We start from the raw sequence: 20,687 nt of genomic DNA, 5'->3' as shown, positions 1-20,687 counted from the left end.
TCGGTTGGCTACCTGAGCTCGGCGTTGATCCTGGCGAGCGCCGCCGAGCCTGGGACCAGATCGGCCTGGCCCAGTTCGTTCAGGGGGGTCGCCACGGTGTCGAGGGCGTCATGGAGGTCGCCAGCCTCGGGGTCGACGTAGAGCAGGCCGGTGACGATCTCGCCCCTGGCCTGGCGCGACTGCAGGAAGCCGAGCGCCTGGGCGCGATCGGACGGATCGTAAAGCTCCGCCAGCTTGTGCAGCGACAGCACCGAGCCGTCGTGCTGGGTGACCGTCACCGTCTCGCCCGGGGCGTAGTCCACGTGGATGGGGCTGCGGGCCGGGATCATGTCCAGCCGGTTCACCGCCTCGTTGTGCTCGCGCACGTAGTCGAAGCTCTTGGTCGAGCCGACGTGGTTGTTGAACTGCACGCAGGGGCTGATGACGTCGATGAAGGCCGCGCCCTTGTGCGCCAGGCCCGCCTTGATCAGCGGGACCAGCTGGTCCTTGTCGCCGCTGAACGAGCGGCCGACGTAGGTGGCGCCGAGTTGCAGGGCCATGCCGACCAGGTCGATCCCGGCGTCGTGGTTCACCACGCCCTTCTTGGACTTCGAGCCCTTGTCGGAGGTGGCCGAGAACTGGCCCTTGGTCAGGCCGTAGACCCCGTTGTTCTCGACGATATAGAGCATGTTGACGCCGCGCCGCACCGCGTGGGCGAACTGGCCAAGACCGATCGAGGCGCTATCGCCGTCACCGGAAACACCTAGGTAAATCAGATCCTTGTTGGCGAGATTTGCGCCGGTCAGAACGGAGGGCATGCGGCCGTGGACGGTGTTGAAGCCGTGGCTCGCACCCAGGAAATAGTCCGGGGTCTTGGACGAACAGCCGATGCCGGAGAGCTTGGCGATGCGGTGCGGCGGCAACTCCAGCTCGAACACCGCCTGGATGATCGCCGAGGAGATCGAGTCATGGCCGCAACCGGCGCAGAGGGTCGAGACCGAGCCCTCGTAGTCGCGCCGCGTGAAGCCCAGATTGTTGGTGGCCAGCTTGGGGTGGTGCAGCTGGGGCTTGAGGATGTAGGTCATGCCGCCGCCCCTATTCCGCCGCTTCGATCTGGCCGAGCGCCAGGAGCTGGCCAATCTCGCCGGCGATGAACCGCGCGGTGATCGGCGTCCCGTCATAGTGCAGCACCGGCACCAGCTTGGCCGGGTCGATCTCGCCCTCGTTCATCAGGAGGGTCCTGAGTTGGCCGTCGCGGTTCTGCTCGACCACGAACACCCGCTCGTGCGCCGCCACGAAGTCGTAGACCTCGTCGCTGAACGGGAAGCCGCGCAGGCGCATGGCGTCGAGGTGGCGGCCGTGGCCTTCCAGCATCTCCAGCGCCTCCAGCATCGAGGGCGTGGTCGAGCCGAAGTAGAGCACGCCGTCTGTCGTCTTGCGCTTGGCGTCCTGGCGGACCGGCTTCGGCATAAGGGCCTTGGCGCTCTCGAACTTGCGCAACAGGCGCTGCATGTTGTCGACGTAAACCGCGCCCTCCTCCGAATAGCGGGCGTAGGGATTGCGCGAGGTGCCGCGGGTGAAATAGGCGCCCTTGGACGGGTGCACGCCGGGATAGGTGCGGAACGGGATACCGTCGCTGTCGACGTCCTTGTAGCGGCCGAAGTCGGCGCCCGCCTCCAGCATCTCCGCCGTCATCACCTTGCCGCGGTCAAGATTGTGGCTGTCGTCCCAGGCGAAGGGCTTGGTCAGCCACTCGTTCATGCCGATGTCGAGGTCGAGCATGACGAAGACCGTGGTCTGCAGGCGGTCGGAGAGATCGAAGGCCAGCGCGCCCATCTCGAAGCACTCGCCCGGGTCGGCGGGCAGCAGCAACGGGTGCTTGGTGTCGCCGTGGCTGGCGTAGGCCGCGCCCAGCAGGTCGGCCTGTTGCGTGCGGGTCGGCATGCCGGTGGAGGGCCCGCCGCGCTGCACGTCGAAGATCACCGCCGGGATCTCTGCGAAATAGCTGAGGCCGATGAATTCGGTCATCAGCGAGACACCGGGCCCGGAGGTGCAGGTGAAGGCCCTGGCGCCGTTCCAGCCCGCGCCCACCACGATGCCGATGGAGGCGATCTCGTCCTCGGCCTGGACGATGGCGTAGCGCGCCTTGCCGTCCGGATCGGTGCGCAGATCCTCGCAATAGCCGGTGAAGGCCTCCGCCAGCGAGGTGGACGGCGTGATCGGATACCAAGCGCAGACCGTGGCGCCGCCATAGACAGCGCCGAGCGCCGCGGCCGAGTTGCCCTCGACGTAGATGCGGTCGCCGACCTTGTCGGCCTTCCGGACCTGCAGCCGGATCGGCGCCAGGTGCTCGTGGACGTAGCCCACGCCCATGTGCAGGGCCTCGATATTGGCGTCGATCAGCTTCTGGCGGCCGGCGAACTGCTCGGCGAGGATGGTCTCGACCACCGCCGGCTCGACGCCCAGCAGCGCCGCCAGCGCGCCGAGATAGACCACGTTCTTGAACAGCTGGCGCTCGCGGGGCAGCTGGTAGCGTTCGTTGCACATGGCCGTCAGCGGCACGCCGATGACGGTCACGTCGTCGCGGAACTTGCTGGGCGGCAGCGGCTTGGTGGAATCGTAGAACAGGAAGCCGCCGGCCTCGATCTCGGCCACGTCGCGGTCCCAGGTCTGCGGGTTCATGGCGACCATCAGGTCGACCCCGCCGCGGCGGCCCAGGTGGCCGGCCTCGGTCACCCGCACCTCGAACCAGGTCGGCAGGCCCTGGATGTTGGAGGGGAAGATGTTGCGCGCCGCCACCGGCACGCCGCAGCGCAGGATCGACTTGGCGAACATGCCGTTGGCGCTGGCCGAGCCGGAGCCGTTCACATTGGCGAACTTGACCACGAAGTCGTTGATCGTCACCGCACCGGAACTCGTCGAACCCGTTTTCACCGAGATTGGCATGCACCCCCCGCATGGGTCATTTCCAAGGTGAAGCGCTGCATGTCCCAGGCGCCGGTGGGACAGCGCTCGGCGCAGAGGCCGCAGTGCAGGCAGACATCCTCGTCCTTGACCATGACGCGGCCCGTGGGCAGCGCGCCGGAGACGTAGAGCGGCTGGTCGAGGTTTAGCGCCGGCGCCTTCAGGTGCTGGCGCAGGTCCGGCTCATCGCGTTCCTGAGTGAAGGTGATGCAGTCCACCGGGCAGATGTCGACGCAGGCGTCGCACTCGATGCACAGGTTGTCGGCGAACACTGTCTGGACGTCGCAGTTCAGGCAGCGCTCGGCCTCGCGGTAGCCGGTCTCGCGGTCGAAGCCGAGCTCGACCTCCATCTTCACGTCCTTCAGCGCCACGGCCTTGTCGCGCAGCGGCACGCGGTAGCGGCGGTCGTTGGCGATGTCGTTGTCGTAGCTCCACTCATGGATGCCCATCTTCTGGCTGATGAGCGAGAACTCCGGCGGCGGGCGGTCGGCGACGTCCTCTCCGCAGCAGAACTTGTGGATCGAGACCGCCGCGTCATGGCCATGGGCCACCGCCCAGATGATGTTCTTCGGCCCGAAGGCCGCGTCGCCGCCGAAGAAGACGTTGGGGATGCCGCCGCGCATGGTGATCGGATCGACCTTGGGCACGTCCCACTCGTCGAACTCCAGGCCAAGGTCGCGCTCGATCCAGGGGAATGCGTTCTCCTGGCCCACGGCCACCAGCACGTCGTCGCATTCATAGTGCTCGTCCGGCGCGCCGGAGGGCGTGAGCCGGCGGCGGCCCTTGTCGTCGTACTGGGCCTCCACGACCTCGAAGAGCACGCCGGTCAGCCGGCCGTCCGCATGGGTGAATTCCTTGGGCACCCGGAAATTGATGATCGGGATGTCCTCGTGGACGGCGTCTTCCTTCTCCCAGGGGCTGGCCTTCATCTCCTCGTAGCCGGAGCGGACGATCACCTTGACGTCCTCGCCGCCCAGCCGGCGCGAGGTGCGGCAGCAGTCCATGGCCGTGTTGCCGCCGCCCAGCACGATCACGCGCCGGCCGATCTTGTCGACGTGGCCGAAGGAGACGCTGGAGAGCCAGTCGATGCCGATGTGGATGTTGGCCGCCGCGGCCTGGCGGCCCGGCAGGTCCAGCTCGCGGCCGCGGGGCGCGCCGGAGCCCACGAAGACCGCGTCATAGCCCTCGGCCAACAGCGTCTTCAGGCTGCCGATCCGCTCGCCCAGGCGAAGCGTCATGCCGAGGCCGGTGATGTAGCCCACCTCCTCGTCGATCACGCTCTCGGGCAGGCGGAAGCGCGGGATCTGGCTGCGGATCATGCCGCCCGCCTTGGCGTCGCCGTCGAAGATGGTGATGTCGTAGCCGAGGGGCGCGAGATCGCGGGCCACCGTCAGCGAGGCGGGTCCGGCCCCCACCATGGCCACCCGCTTGCCGTTCTTCGCCGCCGGCGCGGGCATGCGGGCGGAGACGTCGTCCTTGTTGTCGGCTGCGACCCTCTTCAGCCGGCAGATGGCGACCGGCTCCTCCTCGACGCGTCCTCGCCGGCAGGCGGGTTCACAGGGGCGGTCGCAGGTCCGCCCGAGCACGCCCGGGAAGACATTGGACTGCCAGTTGATCATGTAGGCGTCGGAGTAGCGGCCCTCCGCGATCAGGCGGATGTACTCCGGCACCGGCGTGTGGGCCGGACAGGCGTACTGGCAATCGACGACCTTATGGAAGTAGTCGGGAGTCCACGCGCTGGTACGTTGCAACGGCTTCAGGTCCCTTCCCGCGACGCTCTACTCTCGCGGCGGCAAGTCGGACCTGGGTCAGGCGCGGAGCGCTTCGGCTCAGGAGGGGCTTTGGCCGTCACAACGCGGCGTTATTGCGTCAGGTTAGGCCCCGTTGCCCGGTCAAGCCAAGCCCATTCCTGATCGGCGTTCGGTAATTTCAGGCGGGACATGCGCGATCCACGCGAGAAATCTGCCTTTTCGGGCGTGAGCTTGGCGGGCGTTTTCCCTAGGGGCGCCTCAAGCGAACGTGAGCGCGCCGCCAGCTTTTCTGGCGGGCGTCCGGATTTCCTAATGGTAACTTAACGACGGGAGCCTCGTGGGTCCGCCAACCGGCGGATGGCGGGGATTGGGAGAAGGCCATGGAGCCATTCAGCGAAGCCGCAGTGCAAGAGTCCCTGCCCTATTCGCCCGCCCCGCTCGACGAGGACCTGGGCGCGCCGACCCTGTTCCAGGAAATCAACGAACGCCGCGCCCGCGTGGAGAACACCGAGCTGCTGCAGCACCTTCGGGGGCTCTGAACCTCTGAGGGTGTCATCCCGGTTTCGCGGCACGCGAAGACCGGGATTCATGGACTCAGCAGAACGAAAAAGGGCTCAGCCACGTGGCCGAGCCCTTTTTGGCGCATCATGCGCTTATGGGTCCCGGACAGCCGCTCCGCGGCTTCGGGATGACATCCAAGGAAACTCAGTCCCCGTAGCCGGCCGGAAGGTCGTCGTCCTTCATCAGCTCGTCCTTGGAGACCTTGGTGTCCTTCACCTTGGCCTTCTCGACGATCAGGTCGACCACCTTGTCCTCGAAGATCGGCGCGCGCAGCTGTGCCTGGGCGTTGGGGTTCTGGCGGAACAGGTCGAAGACCTGCTGGGCCTGGGGCCCGTACTTCATGGCTTCCTGGCGCATGGCCTCGCCCAGCTCCTGGTCGGTGACCTGGACGTTGTTGGCGCGGCCGATCTCGGCCAGGACCAGGCCCAGGCGCACCCGGCGCTCGGCGATCTTGCGGTATTCCTCGCGCAGCTTGTCGTCCGACTTCCCCTTGTCCTCGTCGGGCAGGGCGCCGGCTTCCTTGTCCTGCTCCACCTGTTGCCAGATGGCGTTGAACTCCGCCTCGACCATCTTCGGCGGCAGCGGGAAGTCGTGCTTGGTGTCGAGCTGGTCCAGCAGGGCGCGCTTCAGCTTGAAGCGGCTGGCGCCGGCGTATTCGCGCTCCAGGTTGCCTTTCAGCAGCTCGCGCAGCTTTTCCAGGCTGTCGACGCCCAGGCGGGTGGCGAAGGCGTCGTCGGCGGGCGCGTCGACCGGCGCCTTGATCTCCTTCACCTTGACCTCGAACACCGCGGCCTGGCCGGCCAGGTTGGCGGCCTGGTACTGCTCGGGGAAGGTCACCTTGACCTCGACCTCGTCGCCGGCCTTCACGCCGACCAGCTGCTCCTCGAAGCCCGGGATGAACTGGCCCGAGCCCAGGACCAGCTCTGCGTCCTCGGCCGCGCCGCCGTCGAAGGGCGTGCCGTCCAGCTTGCCCAGGAAGTCGATGACGACCATGTCGCCGTCCTTGGCCTTGACGGTCTTGCCGGTCTTGGCCTCGTAGGTGCGGTTCTGCTTGGCGAGGTCGGCCACGGCCTCGTCGACCTCGGCCTCGGTGGGCTCGTAGACCGGCCGGGTCAGCGACAGCTTGGCGATGTCGGTGGGCTCGAAGTCCGGCATGACGTCGACGGCGATCTCATAGGCGAGGTCAGCCTTGCCCTCGATGACGGCCTCCATGTCGCCTTCCGGCTTCAGGTCCGGATCGGCGGCGGGGCGCAGCTTGTTCTCGTCGAGCACCTTCTGGGTGGTCTCGTTGAGGGTCTTTTCGACCACCTCGCTCATCAACGCCTTGCCATAGAGGCGGCGCACGTGGCCCGGCGGCACCTTGCCCGGCCGGAAGCCCTTGATGTTCAGGGTGGGCGTGATCTCGGCGATGCGCGCGTCCAGCGCGGCGTTGAGGTCCGACACCGGAACGGTGACCCCGAACACGCGGCTCAGGCCTTCACCGGACTTTTCAACGATCTGCATCGACATCTTGGGACTTTCGGTTCGAAAACTTCCGGACCGCCGCGCCGTATCCGCGCCATCGGCCACGCTGAGATTGAGGACAATAACCGCCAATGCGGCGGAGGGCGCGGGTTATGTCACGGCGGCCCTTCTTCGCCAAGGCTTCGAAGGGCAAGCCCTTTTCGCGGCGCTGGAAACCTGTCCCGCGCAGCGCCTCCAGGCGCGAAGCAGGATGGTGCGGCTAGAGGGACTCGAACCCCCACGGTTGCCCGACGGTACCTAAAACCGTTGCGTCTACCAATTCCGCCATAGCCGCGTGGGACCGCCATAGCCGGGATGGCCCGCGCCGCCAAGCCGGCGCCTCGCCCCGTGACAGGGGCGTCGGCTGCGGGCAGAAGGCGGCGATGTCGCGCGGCGTGCTCTTCGTCCACACCAACTTCCCCGGCCAATTCCGCAAGCTGGCCGAGGCGCTGACGGCGCGCGGCGTGCCCTGCTGGGCGCTTGCGGGCAAGGATGCGCGCGGCATGCCCGGAGTGCGTATGGGCCGCTATACGCTCGACCGGGGCACGACGCCGGGCGTCCTGCCTCTGGCCATGCGCGCCGAGGCCGACATGATCCGCGCCGCCAACGCCCTGCGCGTCGCCGGCGTCCTGAAGGCCGAGGGGGTCGAGCCGCGGGTGATCGTGGGCCACAACGGCTGGGGCGAGACCCTCTTCCTCGACGAGGTCTGGCCGGACGCCAAGCAGGTGGCGTTCTCGGAGTTCTTCTACAGAGGCCGCGGCCTCGACATCGGCTTCGACACCGAGTTCTTCCAGCCCACGGAGCTGTCGATCCTGCTGGGCAAGTCCAAGAACGCCGGCATGGCGCTGGCCCTGACCGACGCCGACGCGATCGTTGCCCCGACGCCCTTCCAGGCCTCCGTCCTGCCGCCGGTGTTCCAACCCCGGGTCCGGGTGATCCACGAAGGCATCGACGTGGACGCCATCCGGCCCGGGCCGGCCGAGCCCTTCGCCCTGGCCGACGGCCGGGTCATCGCGCCCGGAACCCCGGTGATCACCTACGCCAACAACCACATGGAGCCGCTCCGGGGCCTGCACATCTTCGCCCGCGCCCTGCCCCGGCTGATGGCCGAGGTCCCGGACGCCCAGGTGCTGATGTTCGGCGAGAGCAACCCGCGGCCCTATGGCGGCGCTTCGCCCGATGGGCGCAGCTGGCGCGAAGTGGCCTTCGAGGGGCTGGCGCTGGACACCAGGCGCCTGCACTTCCTCGGCAAGGCGCCGCACGAGCAGTTGCTGGCGGCGATGCGGCTCTCGACCGCGCACATCTACTACACCTACCCCTTCGTGCTCTCCTGGTCGCTGGTCGAGGCCATGGCCAGCGGCTGCTACGTCATCGCCTCCGACACCGCCCCGCTGCACGACGCCATCGAGGACGGGGTGAACGGACGGCTGCTGCCGTTCTTCGACGTGGACGCCCTGTCGCGCGCGATGATCGAGGCCTGCTGCGACCCGCAGGCCTCAGCGCCCTTGAGAGCCGCCGCCCGCGCCACGGCCGTGGCGAGGTTCGCCAGCCGTGACGGCCTGGCCGCCTGGTTCGAGGTCCTGCGCGAGATGGGGTTGGAGATCCCGGAGCCGCCGGCGGAGGGCGCGGCGTCCTAGGCCTGCCGCGCCCAGCCCCTCGCCTGCTGCTTCCAGTAGGAGACCTGGGCGCCGGCGGCCTTGATGGCGCTCCACTGGGCGCGGGCGACCGCCAGCTGGGCTTCGTCGGCGCCGTCGAACAGCACCAGGCAGCGTTCGAAACCGGCGAGTTCGCCGGGCTCGGCGCCGTCCACCAGGAAGAGCGCGGCGGCGGCGTTGGGGTTCTCGAAGCCGGTGGTCAGCAGGATCGGCTGGCGCGCGGCGCTGGCCTCGTCGGCGGGGGCGTGCGGCAGGAAGCTGTCGTCCCGATAGGTCCAGAGGGCGGCGTCCAACTCGCGCACGCGGGCCGGGTCGCGGGCCCGCACCAGGGCGCGCCAGCCGCGCTGCAGGGTCTTTTCCAGGAGCTCCGGCAGGGCCTGCTCCAGGCTGGTCCGCTCCAGATGGTAGAACCACACCTCGATGGGCGCCGCCTCAGCCATGCGCGGGCTCCGCCAGTTGCACGGCCAGCGACTCCAGCGCCGCCGCGACAGCTTCGGGATGGGTCAGCATGGCCAGATGATGCAGCGGAAGATGCACCCGAGGCCAGCCGTATCGCCCGGCCACCAGACCTTCCGCCTCGTAGGCGCCGCTCAGCTGCAGATAGGCGACGGGCCCCGTCAGGGCCTCTTCGGGCGCGGGTTCCTCGAAATAGGCCTGCGGCAAGGGCTCCAGCTCGGCGAGGAGTTCACTGCGGACGGCGGCGTCGGGCACCAGGCGCTCCAGGGCGCCCGGGGGCCACCATTCATCCCAGGCGGGCAGTTCGCCCATCTGGGCGCCGGCCCGCAGCCTCTGGCGCATCTCGGCCGGCGCGGTGTCGAACCAGCTGCGCCCGGGATGCGGCAGGATGGCGTCGACCAGGATCACGCCGGCTGGAGGAGACGAAAGCCGCGCCGCCAGGGCCGGGATCAGGGCGCCGGCGCCGCTGTGGGCGACCAACAAGGCGGGCGCCTCGCCGGCAAGCTCAGCCGCGACGCCGTCGGCCAACGCGCCGTAAAACCCCTCAACGATGTCCGACAGCCTTGGCCATCTCGGCGTCGGCGCCGCGTGGCCCCGCCGCTCGAGTTCGGCGGCGACCCGACGCCACGCCATCGGGCCCAGCAGCGGGCTGTGCAACAGGACGAAACGCGGCGCGCGCTCGGCCACCTCAGCCCTCGTACTTCTCCGCCACCATGCGGTTCAGAAGGCGCACGCCATAGCCGGTGGCGCCGTCCGGGCTGGTGGGGATGGTCGAAGGCTTCTTCCAGGCGGTGGATGCGATGTCGAGGTGGGCCCAGGGCACGCCGTTGACGAAGCGCTGGATGAACATGGCCGCCGTGATCGAGCCGCCCGGCCGTCCGCCGGTGTTCTTCATGTCGGCGATCATCGAGTCGATGTTCTTGTCGTACTGCGCCGGCAGCGGCATGCGCCACAGGGGCTCGCCCTCGGTGTTGGAGGCGGCGACCAGGTTGTCGGCCAGCTCGTCGTTGTTGGCGTAGCAGCCGGCCAAGTCGTTCCCCAGCGCGATGATGATCGCCCCGGTGAGCGTCGCCAGGTCGACCATGAACTTCGGCTTGAAGCGGTCCTGGCAGTACCAGATGGCGTCGGCCAGCACGAGGCGGCCCTCGGCGTCGGTATTGATGATCTCGATGGTCTGGCCGGACATGGAGGTGACCACGTCGCCGGGCCGCTGGGCGTTGCCGTCGGGCATGTTCTCCACCAGGCCCAGGATGCCCACGGCGTTGACCTTGGCCTTGCGGCCGGCCAGCACGTGCATGAGGCCCGCGACGGCGCCCGCGCCGCCCATGTCCCACTTCATGTCTTCCATATTCTCGGCCGGCTTCAGCGAGATGCCGCCGGTGTCGAAGCAGACGCCCTTGCCCACGAAGGCGATGGGCTGGGCGGTTTTGTCCGCCGCCCCGTTCCACTTGAGGATCGCGAGCTGGCTTTCGCGGATCGAGCCCTGGCCCACGCCCAGGAGCGAGCCCATACCGAGCTTCATCATCTCCGGCTCGCCCAGGATCTCGACCTCCAGGCCCAGGCTCTCCAGCGCCTTCACCCGGCGGGCGAACTCGGCGGGATAGAGGACGTTCGGCGGCTCGGAGACCAGGTCGCGGGTGAAGGCCACCGCGTCGGCCAGGGCGGCCAGGGGCTCGAAGGCCTTCAGCGCCTGGGTGACGTCGCCGACGACGATCTCGGCCTTGACCACCGAGGGCTTCTTCTCCGCTGGCTCCTTGGTGCGGTACTTGTCGAAGCGGTAGCTGGCGAGGCGGACGCCGAGGGCGGCGCGGGCGGCGAGTTCCGGCCCGGCGTTGGGCAGCTCCAGGCGAAGCGCCGTCAGGCCCGAGGCCTTCACCGCCGCATAGGCGCTGGCAGCGGCGTGCTCCAGCGTCAGCGCATCGACCGCCTCGGCCTTGCCAGCGCCCACCAGCACCAGCCGGGCCGCGTCGAGGCCCGCCGGCGCCAGCACATCGAGGGTCTGGCCCTTGGCGCCGGTGAAGCGGCTGGCGGCCGCGGCCGCGCCCAGGACGCCGTCGAGGCCCGCGCCTTCATAGACGACCCGGCCGACGGCGGTGTTCGGGGAAAGGGCGGCGCCGGCGGCGACAAACTCGATGTCCATTCAATCTCTCTGTGCGTGGTGGGCCGTGGATGCCAAAAGGCTACACCCGCGTCCGACAAGCTCGGCGAGAACTGAGCGGCGGTTGTCTGACTGGGCGACGCATGGTTTAGATCACCTCCGCGGCGGGGGCGCGGCAAAATCTCCGAGCGAATCCCGATTTTTTAGCCATGCGCCTGATCGACCGCTACCTGCTCCGACAGCTCTTGGGCCCGACCGTGTTCGCGATTCTGGCGCTGACCGGTGTTGTCCTGTTGGGTGAAAGCCTTTCGGGCCTGGACCTGATCGTCAATCAGCAGCAGAGCGCCATCGTCTTCCTGAAGGTCACCCTGCTGGCCATGCCGCAGCAGATCAACCTCGTCCTGCCGATCGCGGTGTTCGTGGCTGCCCTGGTGGCGCTGAACCGGCTGCACACGGAGCAGGAGATCGTCGTCTGCTTCGCCGGCGGCATGAGCCGTTGGCGGGTGATCTCGCCGGCCATGCGGCTGGCGGCCACCATCGCCTTCCTGGCCCTGGTTATGAACCTGTGGGTGCAGCCCCTGGCCTACCGCGCCCTGCGTCAGGTGTGGATGGACGTGCGTGGCGACATGGCCGCGACCATGGTGCGCGAGGGCGAATTCACCCAGCCCGCGCCGGGCCTGACGGTCTACGCCCAAAGCATCGACAACAAGGGGGACATGCACAACATGTTCATCCACGAGCTGAAGCAGGACGGCACGGCGACCAGCTATCTGGCCAACACCGGTCACATCGCCAAGAACCGCGGGAACTCGGTGCTGTATCTGGAGAACGGCTCGACCCAGAAATTCTCGGCCCGGGGCGTCCTGGAGGTCCTGACCTTCAAGGAATATCCCTACGAGCTGAACCAGCTCAGCAACGCCGATGAGATGATCCACTACAAGCCGTCGGACCGCTGGCTGCATGAGCTGTTCCACCCCGACATGCAGCAGACCTGGGAGAAGAAGAACCGCAAGCAGCTGCTGGCCGAGGGGCATTCGCGGCTGGCGACCCCGCTCTACAACATCGCCTTCATGGCCATGGCGCTCTCGGCGATCATCGGCGGCGGGTTCTCGCGCCTGGGCTACGCGCGTCGGATCATCACCACCATCGGCGTCGCGGTGCTGGTGCGAATCCTGGGCTTCGTGGCCCAGTCGGCCAGCGAGGCCAACGTCGCGGTCAATCTGTTGCAGTACCTGATCCCGCTCGGCGCCACCGCCTTTGCCCTGCACGCCATCTTCCGCCAGCGGGTGAGCCGCTTCATCGACATCCGCCGCAGGCCGACACGCCTCGTGGCGGCGCCCGCGTGAGGCAGCGATGAACGGTCGGCTCGAACGCTATGTGCTCTACCGCAACCTGACCGGGGTCGCCGGCGCCTTCGCGCTGTTGTCTTCGGTGATCCTGCTCGTGCAGTTCGTCGACCTGTCGCGCTCGTTGGCGGTGCGCGCCGACGTCAGCGCGGCCGACATCTTCGGCCTGACGCTGCTGAAGTCGCCCTCGGTGATCCAACTGCTGCTGCCCCTCGTCTTCCTGAGCGGGGTGATGTTCGCCTATGTGGGCCTGAACCGCCGCAGCGAGCTGGTGGCCATGCGCGCCGCCGGCATCTCGGCGTGGCGGTTCATCACACCCTCGGCCATCGCCGCCTTTCTCGCGGGGATATTGGCGGTGGTGGCGATCAACCCGGTCTCGGCGGCGCTCAACGCCCGGTTTGAAGCCGACCGCGCCAAGATCATGTCCGAATCCCAGGGCGCCGCCCCGGCCAAGGACCTCTGGCTGCGCCAAGGCGACGAGCACACCCAGATGGTGATCCACGCCAAGTCGCGGGTGACCGTGAACGGCGAGGTGCGCCTGCGCGGGGTCTCGATGTTCATCTACCAGAAGACCCCCACCGGCCAGCCGGAGTTCAAACGCCGGCTGGAGGCCGCCGAGGCGGTGATGCGTCCGGGATTCTGGCAGCTCACCGACGTGCGCGAGGCCACAGCCGGCGAGAGTTCGGTGCAGTCGGACAGCCTGACGATCCGCTCGACCCTGGATTCGGAATCCGCCCTCGAAAGCCTGGCCGCGCCGGACACCATCACCTTCTGGCGCCTGCCGCAGGCGATCGAACAGACGGAACAGTCCGGCTTCTCCGCCGCCGGCTACCGGTTGCGCTTCCAGCAGTTGCTGGCCACGCCGCTGATGTTCGCCGCCATGGCGATTCTCGCAGCGGCCTTCTCGCTGCGGCTGGTGCGCCTGGGCGGCCTCGCCAGCCTAGTGGGCGCGGGTATGGCGCTGGGCTTCATCGTCTACTTCTTGAACCAGTTCTCGGGCGCGCTCGGCAAGGCCAGCATCATTCCGACCTTCGCGGCGGCCTGGGCGCCGGCGGTGGTGGCGCTGCTGTCTGGCCTTACCCTGCTCTGCTACACCGAAGACGGTTGAATCCTCAGCATGCGGGGCTATGCAGGCGGTGAGGCGCGTCGCGATAGGGATCGGAAAGCCAAGATGACTCCGCGTCGGCGCGCGCTGCCCGCTGCCGTCCTTGTTTGCGCCTCCCTTGGGGGCGTCTCGGCGAAAGCCCTGAAACGCGCCCTGATGATGGGCGTGGCGCTGGCCGCCGCGTGGCCGGCGCTGGCCTTCGCCCAGCAGGACCAGCCGACGACGCAGCCGAACGCACAGCCGACCTTCCAGAGCCCGCTGGGCCACGATGAGCGCGGCCAGCTGCTCAACAACCTGACCGGCGCGAAGCAGGCCGGGGCAAGCAAGGCTCAGGCCCCGGTCCATACCGACGGCCTGAAGCAGGGCGAGCTCTATCTGGAGGCCGACGAGCTCACCCGCGACGACAAGAACGGCATCACCACCGCCGAAGGCCACGTCGAGGTGCGCTACCAGGACCAGACCCTGCGCGCCGACCGCCTGGTCTATCAGGAGGCGCCGCCCGCGCCGGCGGGGGAGCAGCGCACCCACGACAAGAACGCCCCCGCCCAGGGCGTCATCCGCGCCTACGGCCACGTGCAGATCATCAAGGACGACGGCACGGTCGAATACGCCGACCAGATGACCATCGACGACAAGATGCAGGCCGCGGTGGCCATCGCCTTCTCGACCCAGATGAAGGACCTGCACTCCAACCAGGAGGTGAAGATCTCCTCGGACACCGCCGTGCGGCGCTCGGAGGACCTGCAGGAGCTGAACCGGGCGATCTACACGCCCTGCGCCATATGCATCGGCGAGACCCCGAAGGACCCGACCTGGTCGATCAGCGCCGACCGCATCGTCCGCGACGAGATCCATCACATCATCTACTACCGGCACGCCAAGGTGCACGTGCTGGGGATCCCGATCCTCTACCTGCCGGTGTTCTGGCACGCCGACCCGTCGGCCGACCGGGAGTCCGGCCTGCTGGCGCCCACCATCGGCTACAACAAGCGCCGCGGCTTCACCTACCAGCAGCCCTATCTGTTCGTCTTCAGCCCCTCGGCGGATCTGACCGTCAGCCCGCAGTTCAACTCCAACGCCAACCCGTTCATCAGCATGCGCTTCCGGGAGGCGTTCGATAACGGCGTCGTGGACGTGCGGGCGGGCTTCACCCACGACTACGACCTGACGTCCGACGGCGTCCGTTTCGGAGACGACACCTTCCGCAGCTTCATCCTAGCCCGCGGCGCTTTCCAGATCACCGACGATTGGGTGGCCGGCTTCACCGCCGAGCGGGTCTCCGACACCCTGCTGTTCGACAAGTACGACATAGGCCGGGTCTATGAGGCGCGCGGCCCCTATGTCGCCGACGACCACCGGCTGATCAGTCAGGTTTACGCTGACCGCCAGGACGCCAATTCCTACTTCTCCATCGCCGCCTTCGACATCCAGGGCATCCGGGTCGGCGACAATAACCGCACCTTCCCGGTGGTCGCCCCGATCATCGACGGCCACTACGAGGACCCCAACGACATCTTCGGCGGGCGGCTGCGCTTCACCGCCAGCGAGGTCACCCTGACCCGTGACCAGTCGCCGGACGTCCTCACCGAGGAAGCGCCTGGGATGAATTCGACCCGCATCTCGGCGGGCGCCGACTGGAATCGCGTCTTCACCTCCGAGAGCGGCTTCCGCGTCAGCCCCTTCATCAATATCCGGGCCGATGACTACGACATCAGCGACATCCTGGTTCAGCTCGGTCAGGCCACCCCCACCAGCCTGGCGACTTTCAACAAGACTGAATCCCGGCTGGTGGGCGTCGCCGGCGCCGACTTCTCCTATCCGATCTATCGGCGCATCGGCGACGCCACCGTGGTCCTGGAGCCCCTGACCCAGATCGCGCTGTCGCCCAAGGCCGACCAGATCGTAATCGGCAAGAATGCGACGACCGGCTTGCCGATCTACTTCAACGAGGACTCGGTCGCCTTCGAGTTCGACGAAACCACCCTGTTCCAGGCCGACAAGTTCCCCGGCTACGACCTCTACGAGGACGGGGACCGCCTGAACCTCGCCGGCCGGGTGTCGGTGCTGTGGGACGACGGTCGGCGGGCCAGCTTCCTGATCGGCCGCAGCTTCCGCGCCGAGCCGAACAACGTCTTCCCGCAGGGTTCAGGCCTCAACGACACCGCCTCGGACTGGATCGTCGCCGGCGACGCCGCGCCGATTAAAGGCCTGTCCTTCTTCGGCCGCGCCCGCATCGACGGCGAGACCTACAAGATCCACCGCCTGGAGGCGGGCGCGAGCGTCAACTTCAAGTGGGGCACCGGCTTTGTCAGCTACCTCACCGACGACGAGGGCATCGACGGCACGCCAATCAAGAACGTGGAGTTCGGCGGCGACCTGAACCTCACCCAGCACTGGGGGCTGTCGACCTACGGTAACCGCGACCTGATACAAGATGCCTGGGTGATCCGGGACGTCGGCGTGTTCTACAAGGACGACTGTATCCGTGTGGACGTGTATTATCGGCACGAGGACATCATCGCGGGCCGCCTGGGCACCACCGATGCGCTGTCCCTGCGCCTAACGCTCGCCACATTGGGCGCACCATTTTATGGCAGATAAGGATACGGCTGTACGCGGCCGGACGAGGGAATGAGTTCATCCATGATTCGCGTGCGTAAGGTCGCCAGCTCCGGGGCCGCGTCGGGGGTAGGCGCCGCTATGGGCGCCGCCCTCCTCGCCCTGGCTGTGCCCGCCGGCGTGCAGGCCCAGGCCCTGCGCGGCGAGGTCGGCGCGCCGCCGCCGGTGGTGACGCCCGCCTCCACGGCGCCCACCACCGACCGCTCGACAGCGCCGCCGCCGACCTACACGCCGATGCGTCCGATGTCGGAATCGATCGCCGCGATGGTCAACGACGAGATCATCACCACCTACGATCTGGCGCAGCGCATGCGCCTCTTGATCGCCACCACCGGCGTGCAGCCCACCCAGGAGAACCTGCCGGAATTCCAGCAGCAGGCCCTGGTCTCCCTGGTCGACGAGCGGCTTCAGATCCAGGAGCTGAAGCGGGTCCAGAAGGACCAGAAGATGACCATCATCGCCAGCGACGACGAGGTTCAGGACGAACTCGCGTCCATGGCGCAGCAGAACAAGATGAACACCGACGGCTTCCTGGCCGCGCTGAAGACCCAGGGCATCGCCCAGGACACCCTGTTCGAGCAGATCCGCGCCCAGATGAGTTGGCAGCGCTGGATCCGCGGCCGCTATGGCAGTCGCCTGCGCATCGGCGAGGACCAGATCAAGGCCACCCAGGCGCGCCTGATCGCCGACGCGTCCAAGCCGCAGTACGACATCAGCGAGGTGTTCATCGACGCCAGCCGCGCCGGCGGGATGGAGACGGCCACCAAGGGCGCCGCCCAGCTCGTGGCCCAGATCCAGCAGGGCGCGCCCTTCGCCGCCGTGGCGCGGCAGTTCTCCTCCTCGTCCACCGCCGCGGCCGGCGGCGACGCGGGCTGGGTGAGCCCCGCCGACATGCCGGCGGAAGTGGACGCCGCCCTCGAGCAACTGCGCCCCGGCCAGCTGTCCCAGCCGATCCGGGTCAAGGACGGCATCTACATCATCTACCTGCGCGACAAGCGCGCCGGCTCCGGCCAGACCCTGGTCAACCTGAAGCAGGCCGCCATCGCCCTGCCCGCCGACGCGTCCCAGGCCGATTTCGACGCCGCCAGGGCCAAGCTGGAAACCGTCCGCAGCGAAATCAAGGACTGCAAGACCCTGGAAGCCACGGTCGCCAAGACCCCGGGCGTCGTGGCCGGCGACCTGGGCGAGGCCGAGACCGGCGACCTGCTGCCGGAATTCGCCGAGGCCGCCAAGACCCTGCAGCCAGGCCAGCTGTCCCAGCCGATCCGCACCAAGGTCGGCCTGCACGTCCTGGCCGTGTGTGGCAAGCGCGCGGCGGGCGCGGCCCAGATCGACCACGATCAGATCGAGAGCCGGCTGACCGGCGAGCAGCTCAGCATGATCTCGCGGCGCTACATGCGCGACCTGCGCAACTCCGCGACCCTCGAATACCGGTGACGGCGGCGTGGCCGGGCCCCAGAACAGGCCAACGGCCGCGCCCCTAGCCCTCACCCTGGGCGATCCGGCCGGCGTCGGCCCGGAGATCGTCGTCAAGGCCTGGGCGGCGCTGCGGGACTTCGGCCCGGCCTTCGTGGTGATCGGCGACCGCCAGGCGCTGGCCTCGGCTTCCGGCGGCGGCGGCTCGATCCTCAAATCGGTGGTGGCCCCTAGCGAGGCGGTCGAAGCGTTTCGCGACGCCCTGCCCGTCCTCGACCTGCCGCTGCGGAGCCCGGTGGTGGCTGGCCAGCCGTCCGCCGCCGCGGCGCCGGCGATCATCCAGTGGATCGAGACCGCCGTGGGCTTGGCGCTGTCCGGCGCCGTTAGCGGCGTCGTCACCGCCCCCATCGCCAAGGCGCCGCTCTACCAGGCCGGCTTCAAGTTCCCCGGCCACACCGAGTTCCTGGGCGAGCTCACCGCGAGCGAGAATTTCGAGGGCGCCCGCGGGCCGGTCATGATGCTGACCGCCCAGGACCTGCGCGTGGCCCTGGTCACCGTGCATGCGCCGCTGACCAAGGTTCCGGGCCTGATCAGCATTGAGGCCATCGTCAACACCGGCCTGGTGACCGCCCAGGCCCTGCGCCGCGACTTCGGGATCGAGCAGCCTCGGCTGGCGGTCGCGGCCTTGAACCCGCACGCCGGCGAGGACGGCGGCATCGGGCGCGAGGAGATCGAGATCGTCCGTCCGGCCGTGCGCATCCTGGCCGACCGGGGGATCGAGGTCAGCGGCCCGCATCCCGCCGACAGCCTGTTCCCACAGGCGATGCGCGCCCACTACGACGCCGCCATCTGCCTCTACCACGACCAGGCGCTGATCCCGGTGAAGATGCTGGACTTCTGGGGCGGGGTGAACGTGACGCTGGGCCTGCCGATCGTGCGGACTTCGCCGGACCACGGCACCGCCTTCGACATCGCCGGGCGCGGCCTGGCGCGGCCCGACAGCCTGATCGCCGCCATCCGCCTCGCCGACCAACTAGCCCAGGCCCGCGCCGCCGCTGCTCCGGCGAGACGGGCCCGTACTGGGTGAGCTTGGGCCGGGTGAGCCTCGAGACCCTGCCGCCCCTGCGCGACGTGCTGGCGGAACACGGGCTGATGGCCAAGAAGGCCTTCGGCCAGCATTTCCTTCTCGACCTCAACATCACCCGCAAGATCGCCCGCCTGGCGGAGGTCGGCGCCGGCGACCGGGTGATCGAGGTGGGTCCCGGCCCCGGCGGCCTGACCCGAGCCCTGCTGGAGACCGGCGCCCAGGTCATCGCCGTGGAGAAGGACCCGCGCTTTGGGCCGTTGCTGGAAGACCTGGCCGCCGCCGCGCCCGGCGCGCTCACCCTGGAGGTCGCCGACGCCCTGGACGCCGACGAGGCCGCTCTGACCGGCGGCCAGCCAGGCCACGTGGTCTCCAACCTGCCCTACAATGTCGGCACCGCGCTGCTGATCAAATGGCTCACCGGGCCCTGGCGGCCGGCTTCCATGACGCTCATGTTCCAGAAGGAGGTCGCCCAGCGCGTGGTGGCGCCGGTGGACGGCGACGCCTACGGCCGCCTGGCGGTGATCGCCCAGGCCACCAGCCACGCCGCCATCGTCATGGACGTCCCGGCCCGCGCCTTCACCCCGCCGCCCAAGGTGGAGTCCGCGGTGGTCCGCCTGACCCCGCTGGCCGAGCGCCCCTCGCCCGCCCGCCTCGACGCCCTGCAGAAGATCACCGCCGCCGCCTTCGGCCAGCGCCGCAAGATGCTGCGCGCCAGCCTGAAGGCGCTGGGCGGCGAGGCCCTGATCGAAGCCGCCGGCCTCGATCCGCAGGCCCGCGCCGAGACGGTGGACGTGGCCGGCTTCCTACGCTTGGCGGACGCCTGGCTGGCGGCGCGGTCGGCCTAGGGCGCGCGCTCAGGGACTTGGCGGCGTCAGCCATCTGCCGAACGCCGACGGAGCGGACGGAGTTACGCGTCGGTCTCGCCGTCCCTGAGATATTGGCTGAATAGGGCGGCCACACTGTGCGGCGCGGCGTCGCCGAAGAACAGCGCCAGGTTCTGGGCGGTCTCCTCGGCCACGGCCGCGCTTCGGGGAAAGAGGTCGCGTTCATAGGCGGCGAGCGCGGCGTCGATGTCGTCGGGCGAAGCGATGAGCGCCTTGGCGAGTTCCGCGCCGTCATAGAGAGCGAGGTTCGCGCCTTCGCCTGAGAAGGGCGACATCAGATGCGCCGCGTCCCCCAGTAGGGTCAGGCCGGACGCACGCTTCCAGTCATGGCCGACCGGCAGGGCATGGATGGGGCGAAGGATAGGATCGGTGTCGCCGTCTGCGATGAGGGCCGTGAGCTGCGGCGCCCAGCCTTTGAACTGCGCCGCGATCTGGGCCAGGGCGGCCCTCGCATCGCTGAAGCCGATGGCGTCGAACCAGTCTTCCGGCTTCTTCAAGGCGGCGTAGGTATGCAGCGTCCCGTCGGCATAGCGGTGCGCCAGGATGCCTTTGCCCGGAGCCACGGCCATGAGCGTGCCGCCGCCGATCGCGTCTGCGCTGGCGCCGTGGCGCGTGTCGCCATCGAAGAGCGAGGTCTCGACGAACGAGAGGCCCGTGTAGGCGGGCGCCGCGTCCGAGAGCAGCGGGCGCACCTTCGACCAGGCGCCATCGGCGCCCACGAGCAGGCCCGAGGTGACCGTTGCGCCATTGGCGAAGGTGACCTCGTGTTGTCCGTCGCCACGCGCGGCGACGGACGTCACCCTATGGCCCCATCTGATCGTTTTCGGAGGAAGCGAGTCGATCAGCATCTGCCGCAGCTCGCCCCGGTCGACTTCGGGACGGCTGCTCGCGGGGCTGCCGGGGTGGTCGAACAGGACCTCGCCGTCCTTGTCGACGACCCGGGTGGCGTCTTCGCCGGGGCGGACGAGACCAAGGAAGGTGTCGAAGAGCCCGGCCGCCTTCAGGGCGATCTGACCGTTGTAGTCGTGGATGTCGAGCAGGCCGCCCTGCGTTCGGGCGCTGGCCGAGACTTCGGCTTCGTAGACCGTGGCTCGGATCCCATGAAGATGCAGGATCCGGGCGAGGGTCAGGCCGCCAAGACCGGCGCCGATGACGGCGATCGGGACTTTCATTGTTGCGCTCCTGTCTTCGCAGACACGCAGCGGCCGTGACCGCTGACGGCTGTGATTGCCTGAGATCGTCAGGCGGCTGATTTCGGAGACG

16 protein-coding genes and 1 tRNA gene are annotated in these 20,687 nt (G+C 68.6%); 8 read left to right on the top strand and 9 right to left on the bottom strand.

What is annotated here, in order from left to right; genetic code table 11:
• Positions 1-8: 8 nt before the first annotated feature.
• From E8A49_RS06015 to E8A49_RS06005, 3 genes are read right to left on the bottom strand one after another with little or no spacing between them, the layout of a single operon-like run.
• Positions 9-1,064 carry a 2-oxoacid:ferredoxin oxidoreductase subunit beta gene (locus E8A49_RS06015; protein WP_293377598.1) on the bottom strand — a complete coding sequence of 352 codons (1,056 nt, stop codon included), beginning with the start codon at positions 1,062-1,064 and terminating at the stop codon, positions 9-11.
• Positions 1,065-1,074: 10 nt separating this feature from the next.
• Positions 1,075-2,925, bottom strand: coding sequence for a 2-oxoacid:acceptor oxidoreductase subunit alpha (locus E8A49_RS06010; protein WP_293377595.1), 1,851 nt, complete (start codon positions 2,923-2,925; stop codon positions 1,075-1,077).
• Entirely contained in the window at positions 2,910-4,694 is a 1,785-nt protein-coding gene (locus tag E8A49_RS06005) for an FAD-dependent oxidoreductase (RefSeq protein ID WP_293377592.1), read from the bottom strand. Before E8A49_RS06005 ends, E8A49_RS06010 begins: the two co-directional genes overlap by 16 nt.
• A 380-nt stretch (positions 4,695-5,074) precedes the next feature.
• On the opposite strand from E8A49_RS06005, the gene E8A49_RS06000 reads away from it, so the two are divergent.
• Positions 5,075-5,233, top strand: coding sequence for a hypothetical protein (locus tag E8A49_RS06000; protein ID WP_293377589.1), 159 nt, complete (start codon positions 5,075-5,077; stop codon positions 5,231-5,233).
• Positions 5,234-5,399: 166 nt separating this feature from the next.
• On the opposite strand, the gene tig is transcribed toward E8A49_RS06000, so the two are convergent.
• Both tig and E8A49_RS05990 read right to left on the bottom strand, forming a co-directional pair.
• Entirely contained in the window at positions 5,400-6,758 is a 1,359-nt protein-coding gene (tig, locus tag E8A49_RS05995) for a trigger factor (RefSeq protein ID WP_293378021.1), read from the bottom strand.
• A 212-nt stretch (positions 6,759-6,970) separates the two neighbouring features.
• A tRNA-Leu gene (locus tag E8A49_RS05990) sits at positions 6,971-7,053 on the bottom strand.
• A gap of 88 nt (positions 7,054-7,141) precedes the next feature.
• On the opposite strand from E8A49_RS05990, the gene E8A49_RS05985 reads away from it, so the two are divergent.
• A complete protein-coding gene (locus E8A49_RS05985; protein ID WP_293377586.1) occupies positions 7,142-8,395 on the top strand; it encodes a glycosyltransferase in 1,254 nt (417 codons plus the stop codon).
• Here the strand turns inward: E8A49_RS05985 and E8A49_RS05980 are convergent.
• From E8A49_RS05980 to E8A49_RS05970, 3 genes are read right to left on the bottom strand one after another with little or no spacing between them, the layout of a single operon-like run.
• Complete coding sequence (locus tag E8A49_RS05980) at positions 8,392-8,853, bottom strand: DNA polymerase III subunit chi (RefSeq protein WP_293377583.1); 462 nt, start codon at positions 8,851-8,853, stop codon at positions 8,392-8,394. The genes E8A49_RS05985 and E8A49_RS05980 overlap by 4 nt on opposite strands.
• Positions 8,846-9,556 (bottom strand): alpha/beta fold hydrolase, encoded by a 711-nt coding sequence (locus E8A49_RS05975; RefSeq protein WP_293377580.1) that lies wholly within the window; start codon positions 9,554-9,556, stop codon positions 8,846-8,848. Before E8A49_RS05975 ends, E8A49_RS05980 begins: the two co-directional genes overlap by 8 nt.
• 1 nt (position 9,557) lies before the next feature.
• The gene (locus E8A49_RS05970; RefSeq protein WP_293377577.1) at positions 9,558-11,009 is read right to left on the bottom strand and encodes a leucyl aminopeptidase; all 1,452 of its coding nucleotides are present in this window, start codon (positions 11,007-11,009) and stop codon (positions 9,558-9,560) included.
• Positions 11,010-11,176: 167 nt separating this feature from the next.
• On the opposite strand from E8A49_RS05970, the gene lptF reads away from it, so the two are divergent.
• The 6 genes from lptF to rsmA all read left to right on the top strand — a co-directional run bounded on the left by lptF (position 11,177) and on the right by rsmA (position 19,385).
• The gene (lptF, locus tag E8A49_RS05965; RefSeq protein WP_293377574.1) at positions 11,177-12,313 is read left to right on the top strand and encodes an LPS export ABC transporter permease LptF; all 1,137 of its coding nucleotides are present in this window, start codon (positions 11,177-11,179) and stop codon (positions 12,311-12,313) included.
• Between the two features lie 7 nt (positions 12,314-12,320).
• The gene (gene lptG / locus E8A49_RS05960) at positions 12,321-13,421 is read left to right on the top strand and encodes an LPS export ABC transporter permease LptG (RefSeq protein ID WP_293377571.1); all 1,101 of its coding nucleotides are present in this window, start codon (positions 12,321-12,323) and stop codon (positions 13,419-13,421) included.
• Between the two features lie 153 nt (positions 13,422-13,574).
• Complete coding sequence (gene lptD / locus E8A49_RS05955) at positions 13,575-16,019, top strand: LPS assembly protein LptD (protein WP_293377568.1); 2,445 nt, start codon at positions 13,575-13,577, stop codon at positions 16,017-16,019.
• A 99-nt stretch (positions 16,020-16,118) separates the two neighbouring features.
• The gene (locus tag E8A49_RS05950; protein ID WP_293377565.1) at positions 16,119-17,474 is read left to right on the top strand and encodes a peptidylprolyl isomerase; all 1,356 of its coding nucleotides are present in this window, start codon (positions 16,119-16,121) and stop codon (positions 17,472-17,474) included.
• A gap of 7 nt (positions 17,475-17,481) precedes the next feature.
• Entirely contained in the window at positions 17,482-18,540 is a 1,059-nt protein-coding gene (gene pdxA, locus E8A49_RS05945) for a 4-hydroxythreonine-4-phosphate dehydrogenase PdxA (RefSeq protein WP_293377562.1), read from the top strand.
• 11 nt (positions 18,541-18,551) lie between these two features.
• Positions 18,552-19,385 carry a 16S rRNA (adenine(1518)-N(6)/adenine(1519)-N(6))-dimethyltransferase RsmA gene (rsmA, locus tag E8A49_RS05940; protein ID WP_293377559.1) on the top strand — a complete coding sequence of 278 codons (834 nt, stop codon included), beginning with the start codon at positions 18,552-18,554 and terminating at the stop codon, positions 19,383-19,385.
• Positions 19,386-19,447: 62 nt separating this feature from the next.
• Here rsmA and E8A49_RS05935 read toward each other — a convergent pair whose 3' ends face one another.
• The gene (locus tag E8A49_RS05935) at positions 19,448-20,596 is read right to left on the bottom strand and encodes an NAD(P)/FAD-dependent oxidoreductase (protein ID WP_293377556.1); all 1,149 of its coding nucleotides are present in this window, start codon (positions 20,594-20,596) and stop codon (positions 19,448-19,450) included.
• Positions 20,597-20,687: the final 91 nt, after the last annotated feature.

The sequence above is a fragment of the Phenylobacterium sp. genome (assembly GCF_004799515.1).
Taxonomy (GTDB): domain Bacteria; phylum Pseudomonadota; class Alphaproteobacteria; order Caulobacterales; family Caulobacteraceae; genus Phenylobacterium.
The sequence above is the reverse complement of the archived record's forward strand: the minus strand, read 5'-3'. Positions and strand labels throughout refer to the sequence as shown.